Annotated in this window: 20 protein-coding genes; 8 read left to right on the top strand and 12 right to left on the bottom strand. The window is 69.1% G+C overall.

Annotated elements, in window-relative coordinates:
• The first annotated feature begins 52 nt into the window (after window positions 1–52).
• Complete coding sequence (locus VEY12_02605; protein HYM39022.1) at window positions 53–457, top strand: RNA-binding domain-containing protein; 405 nt, start codon at window positions 53–55, stop codon at window positions 455–457.
• On the opposite strand, the gene VEY12_02610 is transcribed toward VEY12_02605, so the two are convergent.
• A complete protein-coding gene (locus VEY12_02610) occupies window positions 426–2498 on the bottom strand; it encodes a CPBP family glutamic-type intramembrane protease (GenBank protein ID HYM39023.1) in 2073 nt (690 codons plus the stop codon). The two genes, VEY12_02605 and VEY12_02610, sit on opposite strands and share 32 nt — an antisense overlap.
• Window positions 2499–2692: 194 nt before the next feature.
• On the opposite strand from VEY12_02610, the gene VEY12_02615 reads away from it, so the two are divergent.
• Both VEY12_02615 and VEY12_02620 read left to right on the top strand, forming a co-directional pair.
• Window positions 2693–2953, top strand: coding sequence for a hypothetical protein (locus VEY12_02615; GenBank protein HYM39024.1), 261 nt, complete (start codon window positions 2693–2695; stop codon window positions 2951–2953).
• A gap of 250 nt (window positions 2954–3203) precedes the next feature.
• Window positions 3204–3542, top strand: a complete 339-nt coding sequence (locus VEY12_02620) for a DUF835 domain-containing protein (protein ID HYM39025.1) — start codon at window positions 3204–3206, stop codon at window positions 3540–3542.
• Between the two features lie 3 nt (window positions 3543–3545).
• Here VEY12_02620 and VEY12_02625 read toward each other — a convergent pair whose 3' ends face one another.
• Window positions 3546–3842, bottom strand: a complete 297-nt coding sequence (locus tag VEY12_02625) for a hypothetical protein (protein ID HYM39026.1) — start codon at window positions 3840–3842, stop codon at window positions 3546–3548.
• Window positions 3843–3884: 42 nt separating this feature from the next.
• Complete coding sequence (locus VEY12_02630) at window positions 3885–4046, bottom strand: hypothetical protein (protein HYM39027.1); 162 nt, start codon at window positions 4044–4046, stop codon at window positions 3885–3887.
• A 105-nt stretch (window positions 4047–4151) separates the two neighbouring features.
• On the opposite strand from VEY12_02630, the gene VEY12_02635 reads away from it, so the two are divergent.
• Entirely contained in the window at window positions 4152–5105 is a 954-nt protein-coding gene (locus tag VEY12_02635; GenBank protein ID HYM39028.1) for a GAF domain-containing protein, read from the top strand.
• Here VEY12_02635 and VEY12_02640 read toward each other — a convergent pair.
• Window positions 5081–6175, bottom strand: coding sequence for an ATP-binding protein (locus VEY12_02640; protein HYM39029.1), 1095 nt, complete (start codon window positions 6173–6175; stop codon window positions 5081–5083). The genes VEY12_02635 and VEY12_02640 overlap by 25 nt on opposite strands.
• 140 nt (window positions 6176–6315) lie before the next feature.
• Between VEY12_02640 and VEY12_02645 the strand changes: the two genes are divergently transcribed.
• Entirely contained in the window at window positions 6316–10392 is a 4077-nt protein-coding gene (locus tag VEY12_02645) for a type IV pilin (protein HYM39030.1), read from the top strand.
• Here VEY12_02645 and VEY12_02650 read toward each other — a convergent pair.
• The gene (locus VEY12_02650; GenBank protein HYM39031.1) at window positions 10389–11000 is read right to left on the bottom strand and encodes a hypothetical protein; all 612 of its coding nucleotides are present in this window, start codon (window positions 10998–11000) and stop codon (window positions 10389–10391) included. The genes VEY12_02645 and VEY12_02650 overlap by 4 nt on opposite strands.
• Window positions 11000–11941, bottom strand: coding sequence for a transcriptional regulator (locus tag VEY12_02655; protein ID HYM39032.1), 942 nt, complete (start codon window positions 11939–11941; stop codon window positions 11000–11002). Before VEY12_02655 ends, VEY12_02650 begins: the two co-directional genes overlap by 1 nt.
• Before the next feature lie 125 nt (window positions 11942–12066).
• Between VEY12_02655 and endA the strand changes: the two genes are divergently transcribed.
• Complete coding sequence (gene endA / locus VEY12_02660) at window positions 12067–13113, top strand: tRNA-intron lyase (protein HYM39033.1); 1047 nt, start codon at window positions 12067–12069, stop codon at window positions 13111–13113.
• 33 nt (window positions 13114–13146) lie between these two features.
• On the opposite strand, the gene VEY12_02665 is transcribed toward endA, so the two are convergent.
• A complete protein-coding gene (locus tag VEY12_02665) occupies window positions 13147–13899 on the bottom strand; it encodes an HAD family hydrolase (GenBank protein ID HYM39034.1) in 753 nt (250 codons plus the stop codon).
• 61 nt (window positions 13900–13960) lie between these two features.
• Entirely contained in the window at window positions 13961–14431 is a 471-nt protein-coding gene (locus VEY12_02670) for a hypothetical protein (GenBank protein HYM39035.1), read from the bottom strand.
• A gap of 105 nt (window positions 14432–14536) precedes the next feature.
• On the opposite strand from VEY12_02670, the gene VEY12_02675 reads away from it, so the two are divergent.
• Window positions 14537–15424, top strand: coding sequence for a DUF1028 domain-containing protein (locus VEY12_02675; protein ID HYM39036.1), 888 nt, complete (start codon window positions 14537–14539; stop codon window positions 15422–15424).
• Between the two features lie 90 nt (window positions 15425–15514).
• Here the strand turns inward: VEY12_02675 and VEY12_02680 are convergent, their stop codons facing one another.
• Window positions 15515–17074 (bottom strand): amidohydrolase, encoded by a 1560-nt coding sequence (locus tag VEY12_02680; protein HYM39037.1) that lies wholly within the window; start codon window positions 17072–17074, stop codon window positions 15515–15517.
• A 32-nt stretch (window positions 17075–17106) separates the two neighbouring features.
• Window positions 17107–18327, bottom strand: a complete 1221-nt coding sequence (locus tag VEY12_02685; protein HYM39038.1) for an aminotransferase class I/II-fold pyridoxal phosphate-dependent enzyme — start codon at window positions 18325–18327, stop codon at window positions 17107–17109.
• Between the two features lie 135 nt (window positions 18328–18462).
• On the opposite strand from VEY12_02685, the gene VEY12_02690 reads away from it, so the two are divergent.
• Window positions 18463–19380 (top strand): PhzF family phenazine biosynthesis protein, encoded by a 918-nt coding sequence (locus VEY12_02690; protein HYM39039.1) that lies wholly within the window; start codon window positions 18463–18465, stop codon window positions 19378–19380.
• An 18-nt stretch (window positions 19381–19398) separates the two neighbouring features.
• Here VEY12_02690 and VEY12_02695 read toward each other — a convergent pair whose 3' ends face one another.
• Window positions 19399–20334 (bottom strand): transcription initiation factor IIB, encoded by a 936-nt coding sequence (locus VEY12_02695; protein ID HYM39040.1) that lies wholly within the window; start codon window positions 20332–20334, stop codon window positions 19399–19401.
• On the bottom strand, window positions 20294–20575 hold the full coding sequence (locus VEY12_02700) for a Gar1/Naf1 family protein (protein HYM39041.1): 282 nt from the start codon (window positions 20573–20575) through the stop codon (window positions 20294–20296). Before VEY12_02700 ends, VEY12_02695 begins: the two co-directional genes overlap by 41 nt.
• Between the last annotated feature and the right edge of the window lie 160 nt (window positions 20576–20735).

Raw genomic sequence — 20735 nt, forward strand, 5'->3', positions numbered from 1 at the left:
CGAGCCCCTGGCCCGTCACGAAAATTATAGCCGTGGCGGAGAATGGGGCAGCGTGCTGCGCGTCCGCGTCGAGGCGCCGTGCCGGCCCACGGAGGACCCCGCCAAAGTCCGCCGCGCGGTCCTGAACCTGTTCCCCGACCTCGTGTTCGGACCCGCGGACGACCGCGTCGTGGGCACGACGAGCTCCCTGGACACCCTGCGCGAGCGTATCCGCGCCCAGAGGATCCGCGACACGGCGAGGGGGCAGTTCCTCGCGGGCCGGTTCCGGGATCGGACGCGGGTCGCGCTGAGCAAGCAGGCGGCCTTCCGGGGCGTCGTGAACTTCGCCGTGGGCTCGCCCCTCGGCGAGATCGAGGTCGAGATCGAATCCGAGGACCTCGACGCGGTCATCGACTACGTCGCGGAGAGCACGGTGCACCGCGAGCTCAGGCCGTCCGGCCGCAGCGAAGGCACGTGAACCGCCGGTTCTCGTACTTGGCCTCGACCCATCCGCAGGAGGGGCACTGGAACCGTACGGGAGGATAGCCGTAGGGCGCGGGGTGGTACGTGGGGACGTACCCGAAAGGCAGCGGGCCCACGCTCCGCGGGGCCGCGGCCATCGGCGGTGCCTGCCAGCCCGGAGGCGCGGGCGCGTACCCGGTCGGTGGCGTTGGGGGCGCCGGCTGCACGTAGTACGAGACCTGGGCGCTCCCCGAAGACGGTCCCATCCCGCCCGTCCCGGGAGGCGGCAGGCCGGGACCCGCCGCGGTCCCGACGGGCTGCCGCACGATTCGGGAACTGAACCGCGCCCAGAGATCCTGGAACTTCTCCCAGCCGTACAGGACGTACCAGGCGAAGAATCCCGCACCCGCGATGGCGAGCCCGAGGAAGAGCAGGTCGGATACCACGGTGAGGCCGATGCCGCCGACCCCTTCGAGCGAGAGGGCCAGGGACCCGTCCGTGGCGAAGTGGAGCAGGATGGCCGCCCCGATGCCGTGCCGGACGAACACGTAGCCCATGCCCAGTCCGACGACGAACGCGGGGAGCACCTTCCACCATCCCCAGCCCGGCGCGTGCGCGAGCCCGAACAGGAGCGCGCTGGCAAAGACCAGGATCCACGCGGCGAGCTGAGCCTCCCTCGGCGAGTCCTTGCGCAGCTGGCCCCCCCAGAGATACCGCAGCCCGCCCAGGACGTTCGCGCGGGGCGCGCCCTGCGCGTTCGCGGAGGCCACCCCGCGGCCCTGCGACCATCGCAGGAGGAACGCGCCGACCGCCATGGGCACGCCGATGAGCAGAGCGCGGAACGCGAGTTCCTCGTACACGGAGGCCGCGGAATAGTCGAACAGAAGAACCCACGCGTTCGTGCTCGTCTCCGTGAACGGCGAGGTCGGCGGCGAGCCCGCCGCCGCGAGGATGAGGATCAGGGCGTACTGGAAGAACATGGTCGCCATCCAGACCTGGGCCACGGCGACCCAGGCGGACATGCTCCGGAGCCGCGTGCCCAGGGCCTCCAGGGGCGCGGTGAAGGTTCGGAGCGTGAGCTTGCGGTCCCTCCAGGAGTACCAGGCCCCCGCGGCGAGGATCGCGCCCACGATGAACACGAAGTACGCAAGGAACTGGCCGGGGTCTTGGGACAGGTAGATGAGGTAGAGGAGCTGGGGCAGCGGCACGGGCAGGTAGAAGTAGAACACCGCGTCCGTCGTCCACGCCATCCGGATGTGATTGACGAACATATCCGTGGACCCGCCGTTCGACGACGCGAGGTACGCGACCTTCAGGTAGTACGTGCCCGACCCAGCGATCGCCCCGCTCACGTCGACAGGACCCGTGAAGCTCCAGGGCGTGGAGGCGTTGACGCCGATCAACGCGGCTGCGTCGCTCACGTTGAGGCCCGTCGGAACGGACTCGACCGCCACGACGAGGCGCCCACGGAGGGAGGACGCCGCCTGCACCCGATAGCTCACGTTGACCTCCGCCAACCAGGGCGCGGAGCCCGCGAGTCGGACGGATTGGACCCACATCCCGCCGACGTTGGTGCCCGCGGGGAGCGTCATCTCCAGCGCCCCTCCGGGACTCCCTCCCGTCGCGTTGAACGTCCCCGTGGTGGCCGGGGTGCCCAGGGAGACGAACGTCCAGTTCGCGCTCCCGGCGCTCAGGTTCTGGTTCACGCTCTCCCCGTGCGCGATCCCCTGGATTCCTGGGGCGACGTACGCGGGGCTCAGGACAAGTCCCGCAAAATTGAGCGCGATGAAGATGAAGAATCCGACGAGGGAGAGCGTCCACAGGATGGAGAGCACGCTACGGACGCCCGAGGCGGGGGAGCGCACCACGGGCGTGGGTGCGTACGCCGCCGTCCCCGCGGGCAGGCCGCACCGCGGGCAGAAGTTCCCTTGGTACACGGTTCCGCATCGGGGACAGCGGACCCCGAGGGCCGGGGCGGGCGGTTGCGGGGCCATCGGGGCGCCGCAGCGCGGGCAGAAGTTCCCCTCGGACACGGCTCCGCAGCGGGGACACGTCATGGACAGCGAACCGATGGGTCGGCCCTATTAAATGATTGGCGGTTCGGGTCGCCGACCGTCGAAGCGCGGCACGGTATCCGGATGACCACGTCTTCTTGCCGGAGAGGCACCGGGAACGTTTATATGACGTCCGACCGTTCCGCGCGTCCTCCCCGCATCCCGGCGGGGTCGCCCTCGGTCACGGAGGACTCGGAATGGATGACGAAGACAGAGGAAGACGCAATGCGGACGTGAAGTTCGAGACAATACGGGCGGAGAAGATCAACTTCGGCAGGAACAACTTCCTCGAGATCGCCCGGAAGCGGGCGACCACGGCGGAGGGCACGAACGAGTTCATCTCCGTGTCCCGCGGGTACTACCTGCCGGACAAGACGGAACGGTTCAAGCGGTCCTTGACCATCCCCGACGACGCGGAGATCCGTGCTTTCGTCGCGGACAAAATCAAATCTCTGTGAGCGCCGCACGCCGCGCTCAAGCGCGGGTGACCGCGGCCTTTAAGTCGGGTGAGGCGGATGGGGCAGAGCCCTCACGCTGGGCATTCAGGGGGAGAACATCATCGGCCCGCGCGCAGAGCGGGGGCTCGGCTACGTCGCCCTCGGCTCCGCGGAGGACATCGTCGCCTTCCAGGAATCTCTGGCCGGCGCTCGCCGCCCCTTTCTGTGGATCACCGAACGCCCGACGGACTCGTTGAGCGATGGCGGGCGTGTGCTGCGCGTCACCCCCCTGGCTGGCACGGACGACACGGTCGATCCCAAGCGCCTTGGCGATCTCCGCGCCGCCGCGGCCGCCTTCGTGGCCGAGCACGGCTCGGGGTGGGTCCTCCTCGACTGCCTCGGATACCTCGTCCTGCACAACGGAGCCGAGCGGGTCGAGCGCGCGCTCGCGGATCTCCACGACGAGGTCACACTCGCGGGTGGCTTCCTGGTTGTGTTCGTCGACGCCCGCGCGGCGAATCCTCGGCTCGTGGCGTGGCTCGAGCGCGAACTCGATCCCCTCCCCGCACACGCGATTGCCGCCGGGGAAGCCGATCTTCTGTCGACGTGAGGCCTAGCCGCCGAACACGAACCCCATCCCGGAGGCCGCTTCCTCGTCCTGCGACCGGAACGCCTTGTAGGCGGCCTCCGCCTGGGCGCCCGTGAGCGCCGTTCCGCTGTCCTTCAGCAACGCCGCGGCGCGCGCGACGCCGTCGTCGCTCCCCTCCACCAGGACCAAGCTGCCCTCCCCGCCCAGGCCGAGGGTGCGCGCTTCGCGGACCGTGATGCTCTGCCGGCCCGCGACGTTGTCGTGGTAGACGGCATCCATCGCCCCGAGCTTGGACGGCGGAACCCGGAAGACGCGGTACACGCGGCTCCGAAGTCCGGCAGGCTATTAAACGCTGCGCCCGCCTCATTCGTCGGGGTGGTATGTGATCAGCGGCAGGATGAGGAGGAAGGCGCCCAGGAGAAGCACCGCGAGCCCCGCGATGCGGTCGAAGGTCCACGCGACGAAGATGCCCGCACCGGCGAAGATGAGGCCGAGGATCGCGAGGAAGAGGCGCGCGGTCTCCACGACGCGGCGATGCCTGCCTCAGGGTAAAGCGGTTTCGCGCCAGGACTGCGGCCTGATAACGAGCCGGAAACGTTCTTTACCGCGGACCCCGCCATCACGGGACGCGTGACCCTGACGGAGGAAATCTCAGAGACGCAGATCCTTGCCGCGCTCCTGGGCATCGCGGGAATGGTCGGCGATCTCACGGACACCCGCGAGATGCTCGAATCCGTGGTCCGCATCGCCCCGAGCCTCGTCCGGGTGGACCGCTGCGCCGTCCTCACCCTGGACGAGTCCAGCCGGGAGTTCCGGAGCTGGGTCTCGTTCGGCCCCGGCTCCTCGGGCACCCCCTTCGACGGCCTGCGGATCCCCGAAGCCGAGATGCCCCGTCTCGCGCATCGTCTCCTGGTCCTCCGCCTCCCCGCGCTCGTGAAGGCGGATTCCAAGGATTTCGCGCTGCCCCCCGGGGTCGTGAAGCGCTTGGGCCTCCGCGCGGCCCTCCTCGTCCCCCTGGTCGCCCGAGGCCGCGTCCTCGGGCTGTTGTGGCTCGACCACTCCGCGCAGAGTCACTACTTCACGTCCAAGGAGATCAACGTGATCCAGGGCATCGCGACCTCGGTCGCGGTCGCGCTCGACGGCGCGTCCCGACTCGAGTCCCTCGAGATCGAGCGGCGGCGCTTCGAGGCGCTCGCCCGCTCCCTCGCGGACGGCGTGATCTCCTTAGGCCCGGACCTCCGAATCCTGGAGATGGACCGCGGCGCGGAAGACCTCCTGGGATGGCAGTCGTCCGAGGTCCGCGGCCGTCGCGTCCACGAGGTGTTCGCCATCTCCGAGGCCGAGGCGGGGATGGGATGGACCCGGGAGGGCCACGCGCCCGCTCCGGCTCCCAAGCAGCTGCAGGTGCGCGCCCGGAACGGGGCGCTGATCTCCTGCATGATCCATGCGGCCCCCGTGCGGAACGTGACCGGCGAGACGTTCCAAGTCCTGTACGTGCTGAAGGCGGCCCAGGGCACCCCCGTGACGCCGCCGAACCGGCCGCGGCCCCAAATCCGAGCTCAGCGCGTGGCGCCGCCCGAGTAGAGCAGGAGCCGAGTCTCCGCCTTCGTGAAGCGGCTGCTCTGCCGGAGCCCGTACTCGTCGCCCTCCCGGATGTACTGGAGGTACAGCGGGCAGCCCTTCGTGAGCAGGTAGATCCGCCGGAGCGCGTCCTCCGGGATGCGGGGGTTCGCGAGCATCTGCCGGCACCCGTTCAGGTCGAGCCCCCTCAGGTGTCGCTCCACGACGAGCCCGCCGCGGCGCTCCGGCTCCCCGTAGAAACGGCAGTACGCCGGCGTCGTCTCCTGGGCGAGGAGGAGGAGCTTCGGGTTCGGCGTTGCCGGGGCGAGACGCAGGAAGGATCGGAGGGCGTCCACAACGCCTTCGGGTGCCTCGCCGTATCCGTCCACGACCACGAGCTGCGTGCCGCCGTCGTAGGCCGCGGCGAGCGCGCGAGCGACGGACTCCGGGTCCGTCGGGTCGTCGACCTCCGCGTGGGTGGCCTCCGCGACCCGGGCCGCGAAGCTCTCCAGCGTGTCCTCGGGACGGAGGTCGATCCACGCCACGTGGTCGACCGTCCGGGCGAAGGCGCGGCCGAGGGCGGTCTTCCCCATGCCCTTCGAGCCGTACACGGCCGCGACGCGCGCGGCGCCCGTCCGCCAGCGGCGCAGGAACGCAAGCTCCTCGTCCCGCTGCAGGAGGTCCCGGTTCTCGGACGGGGGCACGTGTCCTGCGAGGCGCCCGCGGCCGTCGACCGCGGCGAGCGCCTCGACGGCGGTCAGGCCGAGGGACCGCCGCGCCTCCCCGAGGGTCGTCGAGCGGCCGTCCACCTCGACGGGCCGGGCGTCCGCGCTCGCCAGGATCTCGCGGGCCCGCGCCACGCCGGCGGGCGTGAGCGCATACACGATCGTCTTGCGGGTCCGGCCGAGGAGCCTGGCCTGCCCTGTCTCCGCGAGTCCCTCCGCGATCAGGGACTTCAAGGTCCGCGGGACATGGCTGCGCAGGACGTGCGCGCCTTCCGAGATCCCGGCCTGGGTCCTCTCGCGACCCGCTTCCTTCGCGCCCAGCTGCGCGTGCAGGTGGAGGAGGACCCGCTCCGCGGATGTGAGAATCACGAACCCGTGCACCCCCGATTCCGCCCCGATTCTTCGCCCGAACGGCCCGCTGCTATCAGCGCCCGGTAACTACCGCGATGCGTTTATATAGCGTGGGGTCGCGTGGCCCACCGTTCTCCTGCCCACCGGGAGGCCACTCGATGAAAGTCGTACTGCGCGAAGAGGAGTCCGGTGTTTCGGAAGTCGTCGGCACGATCTTGATCTTGGCGATGACCGTGGTCCTGTTCTCCACGATCATCATCTGGGTCTCCAGCATCCCGACGCCCGTCGCCCAGACCCGGGTCGACATCCTGGCGACCCTGAACCCCACGTACACGTTGCAGGGGGGTTCGCAGGTCGAGCAGGGCGACTGGATCAACATGACGCACCAGGGCGGCGAGCCCATGTCCGCCGGAAGCACGCTCATCTACGTACAAGACCAGCGGGGCTCGAGTCCGACGACCACGTCCGTGATCCGCATCGCGGCGTATCGGATCGTGAACGGCTCCGTCTCCTACGGCATGCTCGACGGTACCGGCCAGAGCTGGAACGTGGGTCAGCGCTTCTCGTACTTCAGCAAGTTCCTGCGCTCCACGGACACGGTGACCGTGACGGTCGTCGACACGACCCGGAGCGTCGTCTTGTGGACCTCGGTCCTGACCCCGCCCGCGGGCTCACGTCCCCCGATCTTCCTCAACGTGTACGCGGCGCGGAACAACCTGGGCACGCCGCTCCCCGTGCAGACGGGATCGCCCTTCTACGTCTTCGCGCAGGTCATCGACCCCGACGGTCCCCAGGATCTGAACCGCAATTCGGTGAATGCCTCGCTCACGTACTTCTACGGCTCCCCGAGCTGCGCGCAACCCCTTCAGATGTATGACGACGGTCCCTCCGCGAACCACGGGGACGCCGTCGCGAACGACGGCATCTTCACCCTCTACCGCCCGAACGATTGCACAGCGAGCGCCACGGCCGGGATGGACGGGTCCATCGTCCTCTTCAGCGCGAAGGACAACGAGAACCACTTGGCCACGACCCGGATGATCCTCCACGTGATTCCCGGCCCGACGGGCGGCAACAACAACGGCGGCGGCCTGGGTGGCAGCGGCCGGCCCCCGAACCTGCGCTGGAACGGCAACCAGGGCTACAACATCTTCAACGCGTCCCAGTGGGACACGTACGGCTATGCGGCATCCCCGACCCGGACCTTCAAGGGGGCCGACACGGTGGTCGTGGTCGTCGGGAGCGCGAGCCTGGTGAACGTGTACGGGGTCGACCAGTTCACGCTCCTCGACCCGTTCAGCGGCAACCCCGCTCAGTCCGTGGTGTACGGCGCGTCGAAGACGGTCACCTCCGCGAGCATCCCGTCCACGACCTCCTCCTTCAGCTTCTACCAGTTCGTGAACGGCTACTACATCTACAGCTACCGGTTCAAGCTCAACGACGCGGGCTCCGTGGGGGTCAACTACTACACGCCGCCGCCCCAGTACCCCCGCTACTACTACTTCGCGAGCTACCCGCTTTCCGTCCTCCTGACGGACAGCCAGAACGACCGGTTCACGACCACGGACGCGATCAATATCACCGCGGACAACGGCAATCTCCGCGCGTTCCCGTCCATCCGGACCTTCTCGGACCCCGCGTTCCGGAACCCGTCCACCGTGTTCAGCTCCACGGCGATCGTCTACGTCCAGGTGAACATGCTCACCGTGGACGCGAACGGCAGCAACGAGGTCGGCAAGGTGTTCTTCGGGAACGTCCAGATCAAGGACTTCGCGGGCGGCCAGCAGCTCAACCGGGCGCCGACCGGCGGGATCTACGCGAACCTGCCCATTTGCCCGCCCAAGGGCTCGTGCGGCTCGAGCGCCATCGCGCTCTGGAGCGACGCGGGGACCGTGAGCTACCGGTTCTCGATCAACCTGGCTCGTGTCAACCAGGACCCATGGGTCGCGGGCCTGCAAAACTACGGCTTGACGATCACGTCGATCAAGGACTCCGATGAGTCGTACGCGGCGGTGTCGTCCCAGCTCCAGATCCAGGCGCCCCTCTACAAGATGGACCTCGCCATCGGCGACGACGAAGGGGCGAATCCCGCCTGGGCGAGCCACGTCTACTCGGTCTTCTACCAGGACTTCAACGGCTTCGACGCGTGGAAGCCGCTCGCCTTCGATGTGTGTTCGGGCGGTCAGTCCACCTCCGGGGTCCAGGGCGGCGGCAACGGGAAGTGCCCGACCGCGAGCAACGTGGAGCTCGCGTACGGCGATTTCTGGCATGACGGCACCTTGGGGATTGCCGAGAGCTTCGTGTCGAGCAGCACTCCGGTGGTCATCTACCGGCGGGCCGTGGATGCGACCGGCGCGATCGTCTACCTGCCCGTGTTCTACGACCCGTCCCCGCCCTCCACCTGCACGGCCATCGCGGCCGGGGACCTGACCGGAAACGGGTTGCCCTCCGTCGTCTGCGGCGGCGCCAACGGCTGGATCTGGTACTACGCGAACAACGGCAACTGGACGCGGACCTACGTCGACCAGCCCGGGAGCGGCTCCCAGATCAACACGATTTCCATCGGGGACTTCAACGGTGACGTCTGGAACGACATCGCCGTCGGCGGAGCCTCCGGGTACCTCAAATGGTATCCGAACCTGGGCTACGGCCGCTTCCAGAACACGGGCATCAGCGACAACTGGTTTGCGGGGACCGAGCAGACCCTCAAGGGAAACGTCACCTCGGGTAGCTACCTGAGCACGTACGTCCAGGACGGCATCTACGAGCAGGTGACCGAGGGACCCCTCAACTTCTCCCTCCGGAGCGGCTCGACGGTGAACCCGAGCTTCAACAACTCGGCCGCAAACTGGACCTTCGCCTCGGCCTACAACGGAGCCACGGGCGCAGCCCAGCCCGCGGGCGGTAACCCCTCCGGGGCCTACGCCCAGGTGACCGCGCCCTTCCACGCGAGCAGCACGGTCGCGGGATACTGGTACCAACCCTTCACGGTGACCGGTTCGTCTCCGTTCACCGCGTCGCTCTCCCTGAACTACGAGATCACGACGAACACGGCGTCGAACGGGGTAACCATGGCGGCCTTCGTGAACGCGACCTGCAACAGGCCGCCGGCGTCCGCCTCGTCCGCGGCATGGACCTCGGGCCCCATCACGACGGCCCGGGGATGGACGGTCGTCTCGAACGTGAACGTGGGATCCCTGATCACGACGAAGCCGATGTCGAACCCGGCGACCTACTGCTTGGAGGTCGTCATGTACGCGGCCTTCGGGAGCGGGACCGTGGGGAGCTCCGTGGGCGGCTTTGACAACGTCCTGCTCACGTGGTCCTCGACCGCGGGCTCCGCGAGCGCCCTCGAACAATACTGGCGGTTCGGCGTGCTCCCGACGCGGCCCGGCACGGCCTTCACGTTCAACCTGATCGGGCATGAGACGGGAAGCACGACGCCTCCGGAGTTCGACAACTTCACGATCGCGTACTCCACGAACGTGGTCGGGACGGACCCCACGACGGGCACGTACACCACGATGTTCACGGTGACCGGCACCTCGGACGTGAGCTACACGTTCGCCATGCCGGCCAGCGTCGCCGGGAAGACGGTGTGGATTCGGGCCCTCGATACGAACCGGGTCGTCGCGGCATCCCCGAGCTACGACACGATTTACGTGGACAAGATGTGGATCAACGCGAACACGCCGTCGGGAACCACGGGCGTCACGCTCACGGCGGACGGTTCCACGATCAACATGGTCGACGCCCAATCCTCCCTCGGGAACGGGTTCTCCGACCTGGTCGCGGGCACCTCGAACGGGAACGTGTACAAGTGGATGGGCAGCGCGGGCGGCCTCACGGCCAGCGGGCTGTGGTACGCCGCAGGCACCTCGGTGTCCGGAGTGAAGTTCGGCAACTTCACGACGAGCTTCCCGGGGCTCGCGATCGGCCTCTCCTTCGGCACGACCGTCCGGATCATTCGCGGCGACGTGGCGAACACGGTGATTCAGAGCAGCCTCCCCGCGTTCAGCCCGAGCAGCACGATCACCGCGTTCGCGGTCGGTGACATCAACGGGGATGGCTGGGATGACGTCGCGATCGGGACGAGCGGCGGCGGTGTCTACCTCTGGGAGAACCTGGGCCAGGGCACGTCGTGGACGTACGCCGTGACCGTGACCCAAGCGGGCTCCCCGGTGTTCTCGCTCATCCTCGGGGACACGACGAACTCGCAGTACGTCGGGCGCTAACCGCGTAGCGCGGCTAGCACCCCTTTTACCCTTTCCACCTCGACCACCGCGAGGACCCGCCCCCGGCCCCCGGCGACCTCCCGGATCCGCGACGCGATGAACCGCTCCCGCTCCTTCTGGAGGCGAGCGAAGCCGGCCGTCCGGTTGATCTCGGCGTCCCAAGCGATCGCGAACTCCCGCGGGGTCGCGACGCGGAACCGCTTCTTCAGGAGGCGGTTCTCCAAGCGTCCTTGGAGGAGCAGCTCCACCGTGGACACGGATTTCGTGTACGCCTCCGTGTAGGCCTCCTCGCTCAGGTCGAGGGCCTCGAGGGGAATGTGCCGCGCCTCCGCGATCCGCGCGGCCTGCGTGAAGCAGGGCGGCGGCATCACGGGTTCCTCCCAGGCGGAAAGACCGGCCACGTACGCCTCGTCCTCCGTGGTCTCGGGCTCCAGGTTCCCGCCGGGGTACGCTCGGAGGGAGTCCAGTTCCTCAGGGGACACGCTCAGCGCCACGACGTCCGGCTCCAGGGCCGCGATGGCTTCCCGAACCGCCTCGCCATCGCTGGGCAGGCCGCGGACCGCCGGGAAGAGGGAGAGGGTCGCCGCGCCGAGGCGGATCTCCTCCATCAGCCCTTCCTCTCCGCGATCAGGTCCTCCACCGCGTCCCGGTCCTTCACCTTGCGGAGCTCCTCCCGGGCGATCACCGGGAGGCCGCGGATGCTCAGGCGCAGGGTGCGGTGCTCGACGAACATGACCGCGTCCTTCTCCACGACCCGGCCGATGTTGGACACGATCGTGGCCTTCTTCTCCAGCTTCGTGTCTGCGGATTCCACGCCCGCCAGGTACGTGGTCTCCTCGTGGCGTGCGAGCCCGTCGAACGGGCTCCGGACCGTCGGGAGGACGCTGTAGCCGAGGCGCTCCAGGCGCTGGAAGAGTTCGCGCTCGAACGCCTCGAGCCGGGCGGGCGAGGGCGCCACGCTCTCGGCCGCCGCGATGAGGGCGAACGGGTCCATCGGGAGGACGAGGGGCTCGCGGAGGACCGCCTCGAGGCGGGAGGCCACCTCCATGGACGCGGACATCCCTTCCAGGTACATCTGGATCGTGCGCCGGGAGACGCCGGCGATCTCGGCGAGCGTACCGAGGGACATCTGCCCCCGCTCCCGCAGGGCCCGGAGGGCCTCCGAGTCCAGCTTGACGTAGAGTCCGCCGGGGGCCGAGTACACGAACGGTGGCACGCCCTCCTCAAAGAAGTCCAGGAACGTCTTGCGCGAGAGGATCGGGACGTCGAAGCGACTGTAGATCACGCCGGGCTCGAGCGCCCCCGTGCCCGTGCGCTCCCCGAGGACCGCGGGCGAACCGCGCAGGCTGCGGGCGATGTTCTTGAGCTCCTCCGCAGTCGCCTTGCTGAGCGCATCCACGTTCTGGAGCACCTTGACGATCAGGAGGAGATTGTCCCGGCGCGCGACGAAGTCGAAGCAGAGCCCGCGTTCCCCGTGCGGCTCGGAGAGGAAGAATCCCGTCTTCGCGAGCACCTCGCGCACCGAGTCGATGAGCTGGTCCCGCTTCACGGTGGTTGACAACACGAGTACTTCTATATAAACGCCGTGCACCGGTTTCGGGCGTCCGTCGCGGCCCGGTGGTCCGCCGCCGGAGAGACGAACCCTTTATCGAGGCCGGGGCGTTCGCCGCCCCGATGCCGGGGGAACTCCGCGAGGGCCGGGTGACCGTGGACGATCCCGCGGAGGCGAGCGTCCTCTACAACCGCGGCTACTTCGGGACTCCCCGCGCGGGCGGTGGCCTCGACCTCGCTCCGCTCGAGGCCGTGTACCTCGTGGAGGCGGAGCGGCTCGAGGTGCGTCGCCGAGGGAAGACGGTCCCCCTGGGCCAGCTCTTCCGCGCGGCGGGGGCGGGCGCCTTCGAAATCCGCTACCTCGTGTACCGGGATCTGCGGCAGCGCGGCTACGTGGTCGAACCCCGGGAGGGCGTCGTGGACTTCCACGTCCTCCCCCGAGGCGGAGCGCCGCGAAAGACCCCGAGCCTCTACTGGGTGCGGGCCCTGAGCGAGCGCGCGGTCTTCGACCTGGCCGAGCTCTTGGAGCGGGCGGACGAGGCCGCCTCCGTGCGTAAGACACTCCTCCTGGGCCTCGTGGACGAGGAATCCGACGTTACGTACTACGCCGTCCGAGAAGCGTCGCCTCGCGGGCATCTGCCTCCCCCGAAGGTCCAGCCCCCCGTCCCCGCGTACTTCCAGGGAGACCGCGCGGTCGTCCTCGACGAAGCCCACGCCCAGGCGCTCCACGAGGCCGGGTACTTCGGCAAGATCGTGGGCCGGCGTCTCCAGCTCAGCCTCTTGGAGACGGCGTTCCTGCTCAAGGCGGGACTCCTCGAGGTCCGCAACGCGGAGACGGACCGGCGGATCGGGCTCGCCCGCCTCCTCAAGGAGGCGAAGACCATCCAACCGGACTTCGTCGTGCGCCTGCGGGCGTACGAGGACCTCACGGCCCGCGGCGTGATCGCCAAGACGGGCTTCAAGTACGGGGCCCACTTCCGGGCCTACGAAGGCGATCCCGAGGTCCACCACGCGAAGTACCTCGTCCACGTGGTCCCCAAGGGCCACCGGGGCGCCTGGCCCGAGATCAGCCGCGCCGTGCGCCTCGCCCACGGCGTGAAGAAGCAGATCCTGTTCGGCGAAGTGGGCGACGACGTGCGGTACGTGAAGCTGGAACGCGTGCGACCGTAGGCCCTTCCTGCTCGGTCCGAGCGTTTCATACCTCTAAGTAGAGGTACGATCCCTCTCCGATGCGAGGACGTCCACGAAGTGGGGCAGACCGGCCAAGTTCCGGAGGGTGGCCCGGACGAACCGCGGAATCATCTCGGGCTCGTAGATCCCGTCGCGGTCGAGGAGGAGTCCGAGGCAGCCCATCGTCGCGGAGGCCTGGAGGTAGTCCGCCCGGTCGTCGACCACGACGCAGTCGTGCGGCGGCGCGTTCACCGTCGACAAGACGCCGGTCCAGTACCGCGTACCCGTCTTGGGTGCGTCCTGGGACGTTCCCGTGAAGACCGCGTCCACGGCATCCAAGAGCCCCGCACCCGCGAGGGCTCCCCGGGCGTTCGAGTCCGTGGCCTGCGTGGTTACGTAGACCCGGTGGCCCGCCGCACGGAGCCGCTCGATCGCCCTGCGAGCGTCCGGGAATCGGGCGTCCACGGTGGACATGGTCTCCCGCTCGAGCTCCCGCGAGAACGCCAAGGCGTCCGAGGGTCGCCACGCGGCCCCGGCCCGTTCCAGCAGGCGCAGCGCGAAGCGCGCGTCCAGATCCGCCACGGTCGCCGCCCACGACCCGCGGCTCCAGTCCGCCGAGTCCACCGCGCGCACGTACTCCGTCCACGCCGCCGTGTGGGCCTGGAGCCATCGGTCCTCGGGACCGCCGAAGCGTTCCGCCATCCGGCGGGCGAGCCGGCGCCCGTACTCCTCCTGCATCCTGTCGGAGTCGAGGAGGACGCCCCAGAGGTCGAGGAAGACGTGCACGACGGGCGGAGAAAGGGCCTGCGGCTCAAAGACCCACCGCCGGCCCCGTCCGCGGCTCGATCTAGCTCGGCGGTGGGGCCATCGGGGGCGCCACGGGCGGCGGCATCATGGGTGGCGCGGCCGCCTTCTTGGCCTCCGTGTACGCGATCGCGGACCCGACGATCAGGACCAGGGTGCCGACGAGGGCCAAGTACGCGCCGTACTGCGTGGTCACGGTCACGCCGGTCCCGGACCCTGCGGCCAGCGCAGCAATCGCGGCGAGGCCGACGAGTGTAAGGAGCGCCAGGAGAAGCGCCAAGATGCCCCACACGAGCCCGAGGATCGCCGTAATCCTGTTGGGAATGGCGACGCAGATGAGCCCGAGCACGCCGAAGAGGAGGACCGCGATCCCTCCCAGCCCCACGGTCGCCCCCGAAAAGGTAAGGGGAGCCGCTAGCGACCCGCCCGAGACCGTGGCCCAAGGCAACACGGCGCCCACGATCGTGATCAGTCCACCGACGATTCCCAGAATCCAACCTGGACGGACTTTCATCATCCCTCCTCCGACCCGGAGGTCGCTCCCCTGAACGGGGTGCGGCGTAATAACCCTCTCGCCACGAAGAAAGGGGGATATACGGTCCCTCCCTTGCCGCCCTCCATGCGGACGCCGCGGCCCTCCACGTTCAGCATCGTGGCCTTCGACCCGAGGACGAAGGACCTCGGCGTGGCGGTCGAGTCCCGCTTCGTCTCCGTGGGCGCGGTCGTGCCGTGGGCGGAGGCCGGGGTCGGCGCGATCGCGACGCAGTCCTTCGCGAACACCGCCTTCGGTCCCCGGGGCATCGCCCTCCTGAAGAAGGGCGCCCATCCCCGGGAGGCGCTCAAGCGCCTGACCGCGAAGGACCCCATGGCGGCCCAGCGCCAGGTCGGCGTGGTCGACGCCCGCGGCCGCGCGGCCTCGTACACAGGCGACGAATGCTTCGAGTGGGCGGGCGGCCTCGTCGGGCGGAACTACGCGTGCCAGGGGAACATCCTGGCGGGCGAGGACGTCGTCAAGGGCATGGCCCGCGCGTTCGAGTCCACGGAGGGGGACCTCCCGGTCCGACTCCTCGCGGCCCTCCACGCGGGGCAGCGGGCGGGGGGCGACCGCCGCGGCCAGCAGTCCGCCGCGCTCCTCGTCGTGCGCGCGAAGGGAGGCTACGGGGGGCTCAACGACCGGTGGGTCGACGTGCGCGTGGACGACCATCCCGCGCCGATCGACGAGCTCACCCGGATCTTCAACATCTACGACGTGACCCTCCTGAATCGGGAAAGTCCCACGGACGTGCTCCCCCTCACCCCGCCTTTGGTCAAGGAGCTGCAGCGCGGCCTCACTCGGCTCGGCTACTACCGCGGCCCCGCCTCGGGTCGGTACGACAAGGCGACGCGCGCGGGGTTCGAGGCCTGGGCGGGCATCAACAACTTCGAGAACAAACTGCCCTCGGGCGGCAAGATCTGGGGCAGCATCTACCGCGTGTTCCGTTCCCAGCTGGGATCGACCGAGGCGTGAGAAGAAACGCCTGCCCCCGCGGGGGCCCGCGTCAGGTTGTGTTTGGGCTGCCCCACGAAGGCGGCCCCGGTTCATGAGGCTTGACCCAGACTAGCGGCGGGTCCGGGCCGAGTACACGCACACGCCGCCGAGCCATGTCGACGCGATCCGGCACCGCCGGATCCGATCCGGTTCCGCGAACGGGTCCCCGGCCAGGACGACGAAATCGGCGAGCTTCCCCGCTTCCAGGCTCCCCTTGGTTCGCTCCTCGAACGAGGCGTATGCGCCGCCGGCCGTGTACGCGCGCACGGCCTCCTCCGGCGAGATGTGCTGGTCCTCGAAGAACCCGTTCACGGCCCAGTGGACCCCGTACAGGGGTCCGTAGGGCATGCCGTCCGAACCGAAGCACAGGGGGATGCCCCGCCGGAGGATTTGGCGGTACGGGTTGTTCTTCGAGGCGCGGTCGCGCCCCAGCCGTGTCGCATACACGTCCCCGGGCCCGCTCCATTGCCCCACGAAGTTGGGCTGGGCACAGACCACGATGCCTGCGGCGCGGGTCCGCCGTAGCACGTCGTCGTCCGGGAGCTCGTAGTGCTCGATCCGGTGGCGGGCGTCCTTTCGAGGGCTCACGGCCTGCACGTCCTCGAGCGCCTCGACGACCTGGCGGATGGCCTCGTCCCCCAAGGCGTGGGTCGCGGTCTGGAACCCCGCACGGTGGGCGGACCCCAGGATCTCCCGGAGCTCGGCGCGCGTGTGGACAAGCACGCCGCGGTCGCCGGGCCGCCCTGCGTAGTCCTGTCCCAGGGCCGCCGTGTACGCGCCCAGGGAGCCGTCGGAGAAGACCTTGATCGCCCCGAGGCGGAGCCAGGCGTCGCCGAGACCGGTTGCCGTCCCGGACGCCGCGAAGGCAGGCAGCAGGGCGTCCCGCGGCATCGCGTACACACGGAGCCGGAGGCGTCCCGCGCGCCGCGCGGCCTGGTACGCCCGCCACGCGGCGAGGTCGACGACGTCGTGGATCGAGGTGATGCCCAGTCGGTGGGCCCGTCCTGCGATGCGTTCGAGGCCGCGGCGGACCCCGTCCTCGCCGGCCGCGTACGACGCCGCGAACGCGACGAACGCGTCCTCCTTGAGGACGCCCGTGGTTCGGCCCGCCGTGTCCACTTCGAATCCCCGCGTGCCGCGCAGAGCCTCGGCCCGCGCCAACGCCATCGTGTTGAGGACCGCCATGTGGCAGTCCACGCGCCGCGCCACGACAGGGTGGCGAGTCGACGCGCGGTCCAGGTCCTCCCGGGTTGGATACCGACGCTCCGGCCACTTGGCCTCGTCCCAGCCCGTGCCCAGGACCCATGCCCCGGGCGGCGTGTCTGCCGCGGCCCGCCGAAGTGCGTCCACCGCCGCATTGAGGCTCCTCGCGTGCTCGAGACGCGTCCAGCCCAGCTCGGCCGCCGCGTCGGCGAGGTGCGTGTGCGCGTCGACGAACCCGGGGACGACCACGCGTCCGCGGAGGTCGATCCGACGGCTCTTCCGTCCGGACCAGCGCTCCGCCTGGGCGTCCGTGCCCACGGCCAGAAGGCGGTCGCCGCGAATCGCCATCGCGCTCGCCCAGGCTCGGGACGAGGCGGCCGTGAAGATCCGTCCGCCGAGCAGGAGCAGGTCCGCGTCGCCCGCCATCAAAGGGCGCGAGGGCAGCCGACGTGAAAGACCTACCGGAGGTCCCGCAGCGGCTCGAGGCGCCGGAGGGCCTCCTCGAGCGTCTCATCCTTTTTGGAGAACATGAACCGGACGTAGCCGGCGCCGTCCCCCGAATTGCCGTAGAAGCTGCTCCCCGGGACCGTGGCCACGCCGAGGCGCTCGACCAGGTACATGGCAAACGCCCAGTCGTCCTCGAACGGGAACCCGGAGAAATCGGCCATCACGTAGTACGCGCCGCGGGGCGCCCGGCAGTCCAAGCCGGCGGACTGCAGGCCGCGGACGAACCGATCCCGCTTCGCGCGGTACTGCCTCGCCAGGTTCTCGTAGTACGACTCCGGCAGGTCGAGCGCCGTGGCCGCGGCGATCTGGAGGGGATGCGGCGCGCCCACGGTCAGGAAGTCGTGGATCCGGCGCATGGCATCGGCGAGGGTCTTCGGCGCGATGGCCCATCCCACGCGCCACCCCGTCGCGCTGTACGTCTTCGATAGGCCGCTGATCGTGATTGTCCGCTCGAACATGTCGCCGACTGCAGCGAGGGAGACGTGGCGCGCGCCGTCGTACAGGATGTGCTCGTAGATCTCGTCCGTGACCGCGACGACGTCGTGGTCGGAGCACAGGTCGGCCAGGAGGCGCAGCTCTTGCCTGGAGAACACCTTGCCCGTTGGGTTGTTCGGCGTGTTCACGATCACGGCCTTCGTGCGCGGCGTGAAGGATTGCTTGAGGCGTTCCTCGTCGATGCGCCAGTCCGGCCACTCCATCCGCACATAGCGCGGGGTCGCGCCGCTCATGACCGCATCGGGCCCGTAGTTCTCGTAGAACGGTTCAAAGACGACGACCTCGTCGCCCGGGTTCACGAGGGAGAGCATGGCGGCCATCATCGCCTCGGTCGACCCGCACGTCACGACCAGGTTCAGTTCCTGGTCCGCGTCAATCCCGTTGAAGCTTCTCGCCTTCCGCGCAATCGCCTCCCGCAGCTCCGGAGCGCCCCAGGTCGTCGAGTACTGGTTGTACCCGTTCTCCAGGGCGGTCTTCGCCGCGGCGAGGAGCTCCCGCGGCGGGTCGAAGTCCGGGTACCCTTGGGACAGGTTCACGGCGCCATGGGCCGCCGCGACTCGGGTCATCTCCCGGATCACGCTCTCGGGAAACCGCTGGACGCGTTCCGAGACCCGCGGATCGTCGATCCGGAATCCAAGCGGTGCGCTCGCCTTCCCTGCGTCCCGCACGCTTCCCATGGCGACGGATGGCCAAGCGCGCGCGAAGGAAAAACATGTGGTTCCCTTCGCTCGCCCTCCCTGGGCGCGAGGCCCGTGCCGGCGGCCCGCTCAGCATTAAGAATGCGTACGGCCATCTGCGGCGGAGCGAGGACCATGGGCGAGCGCTTCTACGACTTCTGGCGGGTCGACGTGTTCACGGACAAGCCGCTCCAAGGGAACCCGCTCGCGGTCTTCCCGCGGGCGACCGGCCTCTCCCGGGAGGAGATGGAGGGCATCACCCGCGAGATGAACCTCTCGGAGACCACGTTCGTCTTCCCGCCCACGAACCCCGCCGCCCACTACCGCAACCGGATCTTCACCCCCGGAGGCGAGATCCCCTTCGCGGGCCACCCGTCCCTCGGCACGGCGTACGTCGCGGCGCTCGAGGGCCTCGTCCCCAAGCCCGAGGGCCGGAGCGTTGTGTACCAGGAGCTCGAGATCGGCGTCCTCCCCTTGGAGCTCTTCATCGAGAACGGGCAGATCCAGAAGGTCGTCATGACCCAGGGGGAGCCGAGCGTGGGCCGATCGCTCACGTCCGTGGAGGGCCTCGCCAAGGCCCTGAGCGTCCGGCCCCGCGACCTCGGCAAAGGCAAGCTCAAGCCCCAGGTCGCGTCCACCGGGATTCCGTCCCTCCAGGTCCCCATGCGATCCCTCGCGGCGGTCCAAGGCATCGACTACGATATGCGGGAGCTTGGGAAGTTCCTCGCGAAGCTCGGGCCCCACCATCTCGCCTACGTCTTCTCGTTCGAGACCACGGACCCGGCGGTCCAGGTCCACGCCCGCGCGTTCTCGCCCCAGGACGCCATCCGGGAAGACCCCGCAACGGGGAGCGCCGCCGGGGCCTGCGGAACCTACCTCGCGGCGAACGGCGCGCTGCCCGCCCCGTCCTTCGTGATCGAGCAGGGCCTCGAGATGAAGCACGCGAGCCGGATCGAGGTGAGCGTGGAGGCCGAGGGCAAGGTGCCGAAGGCGGTCAAGGTCGGTGGACGCGTGACCCCCCTGATCCGGGGCTCGCTCCGGCTCCCGGGATGACGGCCTCGCAAGCGCCGACTAGAGCTCGACCTTGATCCCGAGCTTCTCCGTGAGCTCCTTGTACCGGTTCCGGATCGTGACCTCGGTCACGCCCGCCACGTCCGCGACTTCGCGCTGCGTGCGGCGCTCGTTGCACAGAATCGAGGCGATGTAGATGGCCGCGGCCGACACGCCCGTGGGCCCGCGTCCCGACGTGAGCTCCTTGTCCTGGGCGTCCTTGAGGATCTCCACGGCCCTGGACTGCACCTCGCCGCTGAGCTTGAGTTCCGAGCAGAAGCGCGAGACGTAGTCCTGGGGCTTCGTGGGCATGAGCTTCAGCTTGAGCTCTCGGGTCATGAACCGGTACGTGCGGCCGATCTCCTTCCGGCCCACGCGGGAGGAGTTCGCAATCTCGTCGAGCGTGCGGGGCACGTTGCACTGGCGGCACGCGGCGTACAGGGAGGCCGCGACGACGCCCTCGATGGACCGCCCACGGATCAGGTTCTTGTTCACGGCCTTGCGGTACACCATGGCGGCCGTCTCGCGGACGTTCCGCGGCAGCCCCATCCCGCTCGCCATGCGGTCCAGCTCGCTGAGCGCGAACGCCAGGTTCCGCTCCGTCGCGTTGCTCACGCGGATCCGGCGTTGCCACTTCCGAAGGCGGTACAGCTGGGCGCGGTTCCGCGTCGGGATCGACTTCCCGTAGGAGTCCTTGTTCTTCCAGCCGATCGTCGTGGACAGGCCCTTGTCATGGATCGTGTAGGTCATGGGCGCGCCCGTGCGCGCGCGCTTCTCGCCCTGCTCCACGTCGAACGCGCGCCACTCCGGGCCCTGGTCGATCATCTGGTCGTTCAGGACGAGCCCGCACTCCTCGCAGATGAGCTCGCCGCGTTCGTAGTCGAACGTCAGGTGGCCCGAGTTGCACTCAGGGCACCTAGTGACCTCTTCGGCCTCTTCGATCTTCTTCGTGGGCATGTTTTCCCTCACCGACGTACACGTCCGCCCCGACCAGGGACGGCGCCGCGGGAGCGGACGGCCGGACCGAGGTGAAAGGTTCCTTCACGGGTCCGAACACGCGCATCACGCGGCCCAGGGGGCGGTTCCGTTTGTCCAGAATCTCCGCGCCTCGTGCCGGCGCGAAGTTGGAGCGAACGAGGAGGCTCCCATCGTGGGCGATGTTCTCGACCACGCCGAGCTTCCGCGTGCCCCCTCGCATCCGGACTTCTGGGAAGAATCGGTCTATACTTAAGCATTTCGGAATTCTCAAGTAGAAAGAAGCCTTCCGCGCCCGAAGTTTTCAAACGTCTTTCGGTGGGAGGGGCGCCTCCGCTTCGCCTGGACTCGGAAGCCGTCCTAGCCGCACGGAATACTTAACC

The organism is Thermoplasmata archaeon (genome assembly GCA_035632695.1).
Classification (GTDB): Archaea; Thermoplasmatota; Thermoplasmata; order RBG-16-68-12; family RBG-16-68-12; genus RBG-16-68-12.